Genomic DNA, 11895 nt, shown 5'->3' with positions numbered 1-11895 from the left:
CGTGAAGACGCAGCGAACCAAGGGTGAGTGGCAGGCGATGCAGTCAAACTGCTTCAAGGCCTTCATCAAAAGCACGTGTTTTCATAGGGCCGGGAACCGTCCCGAACCTGGCAACCCTGTCTGGAAGGGCTCTGCCGCAGCCGCCTGAGGAGAGAATTAGAAATGACCTTCGTCGTCACCGACAACTGCATCAAGTGCAAGTACACCGACTGTGTGGAAGTCTGTCCGGTGGACTGCTTCTACGAGGGCCCGAACTTCCTGGTGATTCACCCGGACGAGTGCATCGACTGCGCACTGTGTGAGCCTGAGTGCCCTGCGAACGCCATTTTCTCCGAAGACGAGATTCCGGCCGGTATGGAAAACTTCATCGAGCTCAACGCCGAGCTTGCCGAGGTATGGCCGAACATCACAGAGAAGAAGGAGGCACTGCCGGATGCGGCAGAGTGGGACGGCAAGACAGGCAAGATTGCAGATCTGGAACGCTAGAATCCGGACTCAAAAAAGGCCCTCTTGAGGGCCTTTTTTCATTCTGAATGAGATGAAGCTACTGAGCTGATGAAGTCTCGATAAAAAGGGGCGGTATGACCCGCCCACATTTTTTCCTGATCCCTGTAATCCCTTTTCATCATCCTGATGAATCGCCTCATGCGATGTCCCTGACCTTCATCCTTGAAAGCCTGTACCGGTCCGTTGGTACAGCCCTGATAGTAGAGATTTGGCGCAGCACGGCAACCAGCCAAGCGCGCCAAAATATTTCCGCTTCTACCTTAACGGTTTTATAAACTCATAGGGATCAGGGGGTTAAGAGGCACATGAAACGAATGTTTGGTAAATCTCACTTACAAAGCCTGGATAACTTACAGGTTGTGTACGCAATGACGTACACGGCATGTGTCTCATGGGGACGCTTTCGGGGATCGGGCTCCATACCTTCGAGCAGTCTTTGAATGATGAAGACCATATAAAAAGCCGACATGAACAGGTTGCTCAGGTCGGCTCTTGTAACGCGGCTGAAGTTTTTTACTGGAAGAGCGATTCGCTCGAAAGACCGTTTTTCTCAAGGATTTCACGAAGACGCTTGAGGCCCTCGACCTGGATCTGTCGAACACGCTCACGCGTGAGTCCGATTTCCAGACCTACATCTTCAAGCGTACTGCTTTCATGTCCCCGCAGTCCGAAACGGCGTATGACCACTTCGCGCTGCTTTTCGGTCAGCTCGCACAGCCACTGATCAATGCTTTGCGAAAGATCGACATCCTGCAGAAGCTCACAAGGGTCTGTAGGACGATCGTCTGTGAGCGTATCGAGCAACGTCTTGTCAGAATCCGGCCCAAGCGATACATCAACCGAAGATACCCGCTCGTTGAGACCCAGCATGCGCTTGACCTCACCTACCGGTTTTTCCAGCAGGTTGGCGATCTCTTCAGGAGACGGTTCGTGGTCGAGCTTCTGGGTCAGTTCTCTGGCCGCACGCAGGTAGACGTTCAGTTCCTTGACGACATGAATCGGCAACCGGATGGTCCGGGTCTGATTCATGATGGCTCGTTCAATGGTCTGGCGAATCCACCATGTGGCGTAGGTAGAAAAACGGAAACCGCGTTCAGGATCGAATTTTTCGACCGCCCGGATAAGGCCCAGGTTGCCTTCTTCGATCAGATCAAGCAATGAAAGACCACGATTGACGTAACGTCTGGCGATTTTCACCACCAGCCGCAGATTGCTTTCAATCATGCGTTTGCGCCCAGCCGGATCTCCACGTTGCGACAAACGCGCAAAGTGAACTTCTTCTTCCGGAGACAACAGCGGAGAGAACCCTATTTCATTGAGATACAACTGGGTAGCGTCGAGCGCCCGAGTGTAATCAATATATTTATGTTGTTTGAGCGATGACGACGGCTTGGCCTTCGCACGACCCGAGGCGGCAGTAGACGGCTGCTTCTCGTTCGGCGATTGCTCCAGGACAATGCCAGCTTCCATGAGAAGCACGTCATCATCGATGTCAAACTCCGGCGCTTCGTTGCTAAGAGCCATTGTTATAGTCCTTTGGTGAGTTCGACCTCAAGCTCCAGCGACGCCTATATCCGTGGCAACGCTTGAGCCTGTTCCTTTTGCGTCAGGAACAGGCGGCAACAATCAACGACGTGGCAGGAATTCCAATGGGTCTACAGGTTTACCTTGTCGGCGAATCTCAAAATGCAGTTTCACCCGGTCAGTTCCTGTTGACCCCATTTCGGCAATCGTCTGCCCAGCCTTGACCTGCTGTCCTTCCCGTACCAAAAGCCTGCGGTTATGACCGTAGGCACTGACGTAGGTATCGCTGTGTTTGATGATGATCAATTCGCCGTAGCCCCGTAATCCACTTCCGGCGTAAACAACTGAACCATCAGACGCTGCCAAAACAGGCTGTCCCAAATCACCGGCGATATCAATTCCTTTATTCAAACTACCGTTTGAGGAAAATTTTCCTATCAATATGCCACTCGAAGGCCAGGTCCAACCGCTGGGAGACTTGCCTGCAGGCCCGGTCGCAGTGGTTGCGGAAGGCGGAATGACAACAGGTACAACCGCCACCGGCTTGGACATTACCGTCGTTTTCACCGATCCCGAATTGCTGGTCGTCGTTGAAGTGCTGGTCACCGGACGACCCGATGCAGGTGCCGACGCTACGCTCTGTGTTGAAGAGGAGCGCCCGTCAAAGCGAATCGTCTGACCGGGTTTGATGGTGAACGGTTCGGGAATCTGGTTGCGGGCAGCCAGTGCTTTCCAGTCCCAGCCGTAACGGAACGCAATGGAAAACAGCGTATCGCCGCGTTTGACGACGTACTGACCGGTCGTGACCGTAGGACGCTGGGCCACAGCGTTGCCGTTGCGGTCGACCACGCGGACACCGCCTGAGGGCGAACTTGAACAGCCGACCAAGAGGACACTGAGCGCAATGCCAATCAACAGACGCTGATAACTTCTCGAAGACCTGAGCTGCTGAATGACTGTGTGACTCACCCGCCACTCCCTTTACTGGTGACTGAATTCAAAGATGCCTATTGTGCCGCAAGAACGGCGGGCAGCCAGTGCTTAAAACGCATCAAAAACGGTGTAATGGAAGATCCGCCTCATGATTCGATGCAATTTTGCCATCGTTCTCATGAACAGACGGTTGTAGACCGATGACAGGCGCCAGAATTCACTCGTGACCGCTGGCGTTTTTCAGGCAAGAGGGCCGTTCAATAGCGGCACGAAACGCACGGCTCCCAATACGTGTCGGGAAAAGCCGTTTTCCTCACGAATGATCAGCATCAATTGCTGGACCTCGCCCGCGCCGACCGGAATGACCAGCCGTCCACCGGGAGCCAGTTGATCAAGCAACGCCTGCGGCACGTCGGTAGCCACTGCCGTGACGATGATGCCATTGTAAGGGGCCAGCGCCGGCCATCCCTCCCAGCCATCACCCCAGCGGAAAACCACGTTGCGCAGGTTGAGTTCAACCAGACGCTCCTTGGCACGGTCCTGCAGGACCTTGATGCGCTCGACCGAGAACACCCGCTCCACCAGTTGCGCCAGCACGGCTGTCTGATAGCCCGAGCCGGTACCGATCTCCATCACCTTGTCCAGCGGCCCTGCCGCCAGCAGAAGCTCGCTCATGCGGGCCACCATGTAAGGCTGGGAAATCGTCTGGTTATGTCCGATGGGCAATGCAGTGTCTTCATAGGCGCGATGCGCCAGCGCCTCGTCGACGAACAGGTGACGTGGCGTCTTGCGGATCACATCCAGCACATGATTGTTCGACACACCTTCTTCGTACAGGCGTTGAATCAAGCGCTCGCGAGTACGCTGCGAGGTCATCCCGATCCCGCGACGTAACAGGTCATCTTGCTCGCGTGACATCAGCGCAGTCCCTCCAGCCAGGTGTTCAGGCTGCTGAAACCATCCTGATAGGTACGGTCCAGTTGCAGCGGCGTAATCGAGACATAGCCCTGCATGACCGCATGAAAGTCAGTCCCGGCGCCGCCATCCTCGGCATCGCCTGCGGCCGCTATCCAGTAACCGGCACGTCCTCGGGGATCGACGACCCTGATCGGCGCTGCAGCTCTGGCGCGATGACCCAGCCGGGTCAGTTGAATGCCACGGATGTGCTCCAGCGGCAGATTCGGGATGTTCACGTTCAACACCGTACGCGGTGGAAGATCGAGTTGCTCGTGGGCCTCGACCAGCAGGCGTGCGTAATGCGCGGCCGTGGCGAGGTTGTCCGGCTGGCGCGACAGAAACGAGAAGGCGAACGACGGCCGTTGCAGAAAACGGCCTTCCAGTGCCGCGGCGACCGTACCTGAGTACAGCACATCATCGCCAAGGTTGGCGCCCAGATTGATCCCTGAAACCACCATATCCGGTTCACGCTCCAACAGGCCGTTAAGCCCCAGATGCACGCAGTCGGTCGGCGTACCGTTCAGACTGATAAAACCATTGGCCAGCGTCTGCGGATGCAGAGGCCGGTCGAGTGTCAGCGAACTGCTGGCACCACTCTTGTCTTGATCGGGGGCAATCACCACGCATTCAGTGTAGTCCGCCAGCGCGCCATAGAGCGCCGCAAGGCCGGGCGCGCTGACCCCGTCATCGTTTGAAATCAGAATACGCATGGGCTGTCCGTCTGCCCAACCGGCACCAGATCGACAAGCTCGCGCACCAATACGGTGGCAAAGCATCCAGGCGGAAGGACGAATTCCAGTTGCAGAATGTCAGGCTCGGGATAATGCCACGTCAGCCGCCCAATGGGCAGCCGCAGGATGCGACGTTCGTGTTCCATTCCCGCCCTGATCAACCAGTCGCGAAGCGCCGGATGCTCAGCTGCGACGGCGTTTTCAAGCTCTGCGGTCTTGCCCAGCGCCGGAGAAGGACCTGCGCCCCACTGCGGACCGGTCGGGTGCAGGTCCAGAATGGCCAGCCGCGGATCACTGCATTCCTCAACGCCGGCCGGGAAAAAGCTGCGGCTGTCGGTGAACGCCAGCAGATCACCGACCTGGGCATGCTGCCAGCTGCCATTGGCAACGCGTGCGGCAAGAACCTGATTGAACAGGTAGCTGCGGGCCGTCGACAGCAGACGCGAGCGGACCGCGCGCTGCTCGGGCAAGGCCTGACGGGAGGCATAATCGCGAGCCTCGCCCAGGTTACCGCCCTGATAGCCGAAGCGCTGAGCGCCGAAGTAGTTGGGAATTCCGAGCCGGGCGATCGACTCGAGCCGCTGATTCAGCGCGTCCTTGTCAGCCGCCAATTGAGTCAGGCGCAAGGTGAAACCATTGGCTGCGTGCGCGCCACGCTGCAGTTTGCGCTTGTGGCGACTCATGCTGAGGATCTGCAGCGTCTCGTCCTGGGCGGCGGACAGATCGGGGTCGGCCTTGCCCGGCAACTGAATACTGAACCATTGACGGGTGAGCGCCTGACGGTCTTTCAAACCGGCATAGCTGACCGTACGCAATTGAACACCAGCAGCCCGGGCCAGACGGCGCGCGGCTTCTTCGGTATTGAGGCCACGTTTCTCGACCCACAGCCACAGATGCTCGCCATCGCCCGAAAGCGGAATATCGAGCACTTCATCGACCTGAAAATCTTCGGCGGTTGCCTTGAGAACAGCGCTTCCCAGTGCCTTGCCCCAGGCCGTTGGGCCTAACAATTCAAGTTCGGTCATGCGCGCAGCAACAACGCGACGGCATGCACAGCGATGCCTTCTTCGCGGCCGGTGAAGCCGAGTTTTTCAGTGGTGGTGGCCTTGACGTTGACCTGATCCAGTTCGACCTGCAGGTCTTCGGCAATCAGCGCGCGCATGGCGTCGATATGAGGCGCCATTTTAGGTGCCTGGGCGACGATGGTGGCATCGACGTTACCGACCTTCCAGCCCTTGGCCTGCACTTGCTTGAGCACGTGACGCAGCAGCACGCGGCTGTCCGCGCCTTTAAACTGCGGATCCGTGTCCGGAAAATGCTTGCCGATGTCGCCCAGCGCCGCAGCGCCTAGCAGTGCGTCGCTCAGAGCGTGCAGCAAAACGTCGCCATCGGAGTGGGCCAGAAGACCGAAACCGTGCGCAATCCGCACGCCGCCCAAGGTGATGAAGTCGCCTTCAGCGAAACGGTGCACATCATAGCCGTGGCCAATACGCATAAAAAAACGCCCTGAAAAAAGTCAGGGCGTGATTCTACCTGCTTTGGCACGGCTTGGGTTTGTCAGAGACGCCGCACATCAACAGGACGGCCAGTCAAACCCGCTCAGCTATCGAACAACGCGCTGGCATGATGACGCAGGTGGTCTTCGATGAAGCTGGCGATGAAGAAATAGCTGTGGTCATAACCGGGCTGCATCCTCAGTGTCAGAGACTGCTGTGCCGATTTGGCGGCCTGAACCAGTGTCTCGGGCTTGAGCTGATTGACGAGAAAATCATCCCGGTCGCCCTGATCCACCAGAATCGGCAGTTTTTCCGTCGCCTCGGCCATCAGCACACTGGCATCCCACTCGCGCCAGCGTGAACGGTCTTCGCCCAGATAACGGGAAAACGCTTTCTGCCCCCAGGGACAATCCATCGGGTTGCTGATCGGCGAGAACGCCGAGATCGATTTGTAGCGACCCGGATTGCGCAAGGCACACACCAGCGCGCCGTGCCCGCCCATCGAATGACCGCTGATGCTGCGTGCCTGCGAAGCCGGGAAATGCGTTTCGATCAGCGCAGGCAGTTCGGTGACCACGTAATCATGCATCTGGTAATGACGGGCGTAGGGCTGTTCGGTGGCGTTGAGATAGAAGCCTGCGCCCAGACCGAAATCCCACGCACCGTCCGGATCGCCCGGCACGTCGGGGCCACGCGGGCTGGTGTCCGGCGCGACGATGATGATGCCCAGTTCGGCGGCCACTCGCTGGGCCGCTGCCTTCTGCATGAAATTCTCGTCGGTACAGGTCAGGCCGGACAGCCAGTACAGCACTGGCAGCTTGCCTCCCTGCTCTGCCTGCGGCGGCAGATACACGGCAAACACCATGTCGCAGCCCAGTACCTGAGAGTGGTGCTTGTATCGCTTGTGCCAGCCGCCGAAGCTTTTCTGACAGGAGATGTTTTCCAGGCTCATGGTCGACTCCGAACGACGGGCAGCAGCCCTGATTGGCGCACGCTGCCCATCGTCACTGTTTAGAAGTGGATGACAGTACGAATGCTTTTGCCTTCGTGCATAAGGTCAAACGCCTTGTTGATGTCTTCCAGACCCATGGTGTGAGTGATGAAGGTGTCCAGCGGGATCTCGCCGGTCTGAGCCATGTCGACATAGCTCGGCAACTCGGTACGCCCCCGCACGCCGCCGAACGCCGAACCGCGCCAGACGCGACCGGTCACCAGCTGGAAAGGCCGGGTGGAGATTTCCTGACCGGCACCGGCCACGCCGATGACGACCGACTCGCCCCAGCCCTTGTGGCAGCACTCGAGTGCTGCACGCATCAGTTGCACGTTGCCGATGCACTCGAACGAGAAATCCACGCCGCCGTCGGTCATGTCGACGATGACTTCCTGGATCGGACGATCAAAGTCCTTCGGATTCACGCATTCGGTGGCGCCCAACTGCTTGGCGATCTCGAACTTGGCCGGATTGATATCGATGGCGATGATCCGCGAAGCCTTGGCTTTCACCGCACCGATCACGGCCGACAGACCAATGCCGCCCAGGCCGAAGATGGCCACGGTGTCGCCGGGCTTGACCTTGGCGGTATTGAGCACCGCGCCGATACCGGTGGTGACGCCGCAACCGAGCAGGCAGACCTTTTCCAGCGGTGCCTGTTTGTCGATTTTGGCGACCGAGATTTCCGGCAGCACGGTGTATTCGGAGAAGGTCGAGGTGCCCATGTAATGGAAGATCGGCTCACCCTTGTAGGAGAAGCGAGTGGTGCCATCCGGCATCAAACCCTTGCCCTGAGTGGAGCGGATTGCCTGACACAGGTTGGTCTTGCCCGAGCGGCAGAATTTGCACTGGCGGCATTCTGGGGTGTAAAGCGGGATGACGTGATCACCGACCACGACAGAGGTGACACCCTCACCCACCGCTTCGACGATAGCCCCGCCTTCATGTCCCAGAATCGAAGGGAAGATCCCTTCAGGATCGGCACCGGAAAGCGTGTAGGCGTCAGTATGGCAAACGCCGGACGCCACGACACGCAGCAGCACCTCGCCCGCCTTGGGCATGGCGACATCCACTTCCACGATTTCCAGTGGTTTCTTGGCCTCAAAGGCGACAGCAGCACGTGACTTGATCATCAATCTTCTCCGGCGAACTAAAACAAGGTGTGCAGTGTAGTACAGTGCCAATTGGCGAGTAATAGAGCCAAAAGCAAAACATTAATGCTGTACAGGGATAATCGATGTACACCAATCGCTGGGAAGGCCTCGATGAGTTCGTGGCGGTGGCCGAATGTGGCCAGTTCACTGCAGCAGCGCAGCGTCTGGGGGTGTCCTCTTCACACGTCAGCCGTCAGATCGTCCGGCTTGAAGAACGACTGCAGACTCGCCTGCTGTACCGCAGCACACGCAAGGTGGCGTTGACTGAAGCCGGTCAGACATTCCTGCATCACTGCCAGCGTCTGCAGGATGGACGCGAAGAAGCACTGCGCGCGGTGGGCGACCTCACCAGTGAACCCAAGGGACTGTTGCGCATGACCTGCGCCGTGGCTTACGGCGAGCGTTTCATCACGCCACTGGTGACTCGCTTCATGGACGTTTATCCGCATCTGCGGGTCGACATCGAGTTGAGCAACGACACACTCGATCTGGTCCACGAAGGCATGGACCTGGCGATACGGCTGGGACGCCTGCAGGACTCACGCATGGTGGCCACGCGCCTTGCACCTCGCCAGATGTACCTGTGCGCAGCACCGTCCTACATCGCACGCTACGGCCGTCCTCACAGCCTGTCGGAATTGAGTCGCCACAACTGTCTGATCGGTGGCAGCGATACCTGGTTGTTGCAGCAGAACGGACGGGAATTCTCTCAGCGTGTGCAGGGCAACTGGCGATGCAACAGTGGTCAGGCCGTCCTCGATGCGGCGTTGCACGGCGTCGGTCTGTGCCAGCTACCGGATTATTACGTGCAGAAACACCTGAAGAGCGGCGCGCTGATTTCGTTGCTGGAGATGCATCAGCCGCCCAACACGGCCGTCTGGGCGCTGTACCCACAGCAACGGCACCTTTCGCCCAAGGTGCGCAAGCTGGTGGACTATTTGAAGGAAGGTCTGTTGATGCGAGATGAGTACCGGCAGTAGCTGACGAAACTCTCAGCGACCGAACTCGCCCCGACGCAAACGCAGCCATTCAAGGTCTTCAGGTCGGGTGACCTTGATGTTGTCGGATCGTCCCTCGATCAGACGCGGCGACTGACCCGCCCACTCAATGGCTGAAGCTTCATCCGTGATGCTGACATCAGAGACCAGACTGTCCGCCAGCGCACGATGGAGCGCTCCAAGGCGGAACATCTGCGGCGTATAGGCTTGCCATATCATGCTGCGATCAACCGTTTCAGTTACGCGACCATTGCTGTCAGCGCGTTTGAGCGTGTCTCGCGCCGGAACGGCCAGCAGGCCTCCGACCGGGTCATCCGCCAGTTCGCTGAGCAGGTTGTCCAGGTCGCTACGGGCCAGATTCGGACGCGCCGCGTCGTGAACCAGCACCCAGTCATCATCACTGGCGCCCTGCGCATGCAGATGCAGCAAAGCGTTGAGCACCGAACCTGAGCGCTCCTTGCCACCGTCCACCCGCTGGATCCGGGAATCCAGCGCACAGGGCAAAGCGGGCCAGTAAGGGTCGTCCACGGCAAGGCTGATCACCAGACCCTTGAGACGGGGGTGATCCAGAAAACTTAACAGGCTGTGTTCGAGAATGGTCAGGCTGCCCAGTTGCAGGTACTGCTTGGGCCGATCTGCTGCCATACGGGCACCAATGCCCGCTGCAGGTATCACCGCCCAGAAGGCAGGGAGAAAGTCTTTCATGACACCTACTTTTTATTATTGCGCGAGCTGATAGAGGGTCTCGCCGTCCTTGACCATGCCCAGCTCATGGCGCGCACGTTCCTCGACGGTTTCCAGCCCTTTCTTCAATTCCATGACTTCAGCATCCAGCACGCGATTGCGCTCCAGCAACACCTGATTCTCGGCATGCTGATCCGCGATCTGCTGATTCAGGCTGGCCACTTGCGCAAGGCTGCCATTACCCACCCACAGGCGATATTGCAAACCGGCAAGCAACAGCAGCAGGATGAGGAACAACCAGTTAGGACTGCGCATTGAAATATCAGGTACCCAGTAGAAAAGACGGCAGAGCCAACACAACAAACAAATGACTGAGGGCATTGAGCCTGACATAAGCCAGGCTCAATCACTCCAGGTTAAAGCGGAGCGTCAGCATCGGCAGGGCGGACGGAACCGGATGAACCGTTTTCCCGCAACGCCCTGCGTCTTTTACCATCTATGGATCAACCGCGAAACTCGGCGCGGCCGTTATAAACGGCTTTGGAACCCAGTTGCTCTTCGATACGCAGCAGCTGGTTATACTTGGATACACGATCGGAACGGCACAGGGAGCCGGTCTTGATCTGGCCAGCAGCCGTGCCCACGGCCAGATCGGCAATGGTCGAATCTTCGGTTTCACCGGAACGGTGCGAGATCACGGCAGTGTAACCGGCAGCCTTGGCCATCTGAATGGCTTCCAGCGTTTCGGTCAGCGTACCGATCTGGTTGAACTTGATCAGGATCGAGTTGGCGATCTTCTTGTCGATGCCTTCCTTCAGGATCTTGGTGTTGGTCACGAACAGGTCGTCGCCCACCAGCTGGATCTTGTCGCCGATCTTGTCGGTGAGAATCTTCCAGCCTGCCCAGTCGGATTCGTCCAGACCGTCTTCGATGGAGATGATCGGATGCTTGCTGACCAGATCAGCCAGATAGTCGGCGAAACCGGCAGAATCGTATTCGCCTTCTTCGCTGAGCTTGTACTTGCCGTCCTTGTAGAACTCGCTGGCCGCGCAATCCAGGGCCAGGGTCACATCGGTGCCCAGCTTGTAACCGGCGTTGGAAACGGCTTCGGCGATGGCGCTGAGCGCTTCTTCGTTGGACGCCAGGTTAGGCGCAAAACCACCTTCGTCACCCACGGCGGTGTTCAGGCCACGTGCCTTGAGAACAGCCTTGAGGTGGTGAAAAATCTCGGTACCCCAACGCAGACCTTCAGCGAACGACTTGGCGCCCACCGGCTGAACCATGAATTCCTGAATGTCGATGTTGTTATCGGCGTGCTCGCCACCGTTGATGATGTTCATCATCGGGACTGGCATCGAGTAGACGCCCGGCGTGCCGTTCAGATTGGCGATGTGCGCGTACAGCGGCAGATCCTGATCCTGGGCAGCGGCCTTTGCGGCAGCCAGGGATACAGCGAGGATCGCGTTGGCGCCCAGGCTTGCCTTGTTCTCGGTCGCGTCCAGCGCGATCATCGCGTGGTCCAGCGCCTTCTGGTCTACCGGGTCCTTGCCCAGCAGCAGGTCGCGGATCGGACCGTTGATGTTGGCGACTGCCTTCAGAACGCCCTTGCCCATGTAACGGCTCTTGTCGCCATCACGCAGCTCCAGCGCTTCGCGCGAGCCGGTTGAAGCACCGGACGGCGCGCAGGCGCTGCCAATGATGCCGTTATCGAGGAGCACATCTGCTTCCACGGTGGGATTGCCACGGGAGTCGAGAACTTCACGACCTTTGATGTCGACGATTTTTGCCATTGTTGTAAACACTCCAAGATTGACGAAAACGACGCAGCTGGAAAACGATGTTCGCAATCAGACGCAGAAAACGGCAGGCCTGAATGCGACAACCCCGTCACGAATGACGGGGAACGGCACTTTACCGGAG

The 11895-nt window shown here is 58.2% G+C and carries 13 protein-coding genes; 2 read left to right on the top strand and 11 right to left on the bottom strand.

The window, feature by feature from the left end; translation table 11 throughout:
* Window positions 1–162: 162 nt before the first annotated feature.
* Window positions 163–486, top strand: coding sequence for a ferredoxin FdxA (gene fdxA / locus AC0IXS_RS21745; RefSeq protein WP_057410959.1), 324 nt, complete (start codon window positions 163–165; stop codon window positions 484–486).
* A gap of 534 nt (window positions 487–1020) precedes the next feature.
* On the opposite strand, the gene rpoS is transcribed toward fdxA, so the two are convergent.
* The 8 genes from rpoS to AC0IXS_RS21705 all read right to left on the bottom strand — a co-directional run bounded on the left by rpoS (window position 1021) and on the right by AC0IXS_RS21705 (window position 8272).
* On the bottom strand, window positions 1021–2031 hold the full coding sequence (gene rpoS, locus AC0IXS_RS21740) for an RNA polymerase sigma factor RpoS (RefSeq protein ID WP_004879076.1): 1011 nt from the start codon (window positions 2029–2031) through the stop codon (window positions 1021–1023).
* A 102-nt stretch (window positions 2032–2133) separates the two neighbouring features.
* Window positions 2134–3000, bottom strand: a complete 867-nt coding sequence (locus AC0IXS_RS21735) for a peptidoglycan DD-metalloendopeptidase family protein (protein WP_004879073.1) — start codon at window positions 2998–3000, stop codon at window positions 2134–2136.
* Between the two features lie 204 nt (window positions 3001–3204).
* Entirely contained in the window at window positions 3205–3840 is a 636-nt protein-coding gene (locus tag AC0IXS_RS21730) for a protein-L-isoaspartate(D-aspartate) O-methyltransferase (RefSeq protein ID WP_004879071.1), read from the bottom strand.
* A 41-nt stretch (window positions 3841–3881) separates the two neighbouring features.
* Window positions 3882–4631: a 5'/3'-nucleotidase SurE gene (gene surE / locus AC0IXS_RS21725; RefSeq protein WP_004879068.1), complete on the bottom strand. Its 750-nt coding sequence runs from the start codon at window positions 4629–4631 to the stop codon at window positions 3882–3884.
* Window positions 4619–5677 carry a tRNA pseudouridine(13) synthase TruD gene (truD, locus tag AC0IXS_RS21720; protein WP_057410957.1) on the bottom strand — a complete coding sequence of 353 codons (1059 nt, stop codon included), beginning with the start codon at window positions 5675–5677 and terminating at the stop codon, window positions 4619–4621. Before truD ends, surE begins: the two co-directional genes overlap by 13 nt.
* Window positions 5674–6147 (bottom strand): 2-C-methyl-D-erythritol 2,4-cyclodiphosphate synthase, encoded by a 474-nt coding sequence (gene ispF / locus AC0IXS_RS21715; RefSeq protein ID WP_004879063.1) that lies wholly within the window; start codon window positions 6145–6147, stop codon window positions 5674–5676. Before ispF ends, truD begins: the two co-directional genes overlap by 4 nt.
* Before the next feature lie 104 nt (window positions 6148–6251).
* Window positions 6252–7100: an S-formylglutathione hydrolase gene (gene fghA / locus AC0IXS_RS21710; RefSeq protein WP_057410956.1), complete on the bottom strand. Its 849-nt coding sequence runs from the start codon at window positions 7098–7100 to the stop codon at window positions 6252–6254.
* A gap of 59 nt (window positions 7101–7159) precedes the next feature.
* Entirely contained in the window at window positions 7160–8272 is a 1113-nt protein-coding gene (locus AC0IXS_RS21705) for an S-(hydroxymethyl)glutathione dehydrogenase/class III alcohol dehydrogenase (protein WP_004879060.1), read from the bottom strand.
* Window positions 8273–8376: 104 nt separating this feature from the next.
* On the opposite strand from AC0IXS_RS21705, the gene AC0IXS_RS21700 reads away from it, so the two are divergent.
* On the top strand, window positions 8377–9273 hold the full coding sequence (locus AC0IXS_RS21700; protein ID WP_025994477.1) for a LysR family transcriptional regulator: 897 nt from the start codon (window positions 8377–8379) through the stop codon (window positions 9271–9273).
* Window positions 9274–9285: 12 nt separating this feature from the next.
* Here AC0IXS_RS21700 and ispD read toward each other — a convergent pair whose 3' ends face one another.
* The 3 genes from ispD to eno form a co-directional block, all read right to left on the bottom strand.
* On the bottom strand, window positions 9286–9996 hold the full coding sequence (gene ispD, locus AC0IXS_RS21695) for a 2-C-methyl-D-erythritol 4-phosphate cytidylyltransferase (RefSeq protein WP_057408639.1): 711 nt from the start codon (window positions 9994–9996) through the stop codon (window positions 9286–9288).
* Between the two features lie 15 nt (window positions 9997–10011).
* Window positions 10012–10290 (bottom strand): cell division protein FtsB, encoded by a 279-nt coding sequence (ftsB, locus tag AC0IXS_RS21690; protein ID WP_004879054.1) that lies wholly within the window; start codon window positions 10288–10290, stop codon window positions 10012–10014.
* 188 nt (window positions 10291–10478) lie between these two features.
* On the bottom strand, window positions 10479–11765 hold the full coding sequence (gene eno, locus AC0IXS_RS21685) for a phosphopyruvate hydratase (protein ID WP_057408640.1): 1287 nt from the start codon (window positions 11763–11765) through the stop codon (window positions 10479–10481).
* Window positions 11766–11895: the final 130 nt, after the last annotated feature.

This window comes from Pseudomonas sp. AC016, assembly GCF_979253365.1.
Note: the sequence above shows the minus strand (reverse complement) of the source record. Positions and strands in the feature narration are given on the sequence as shown.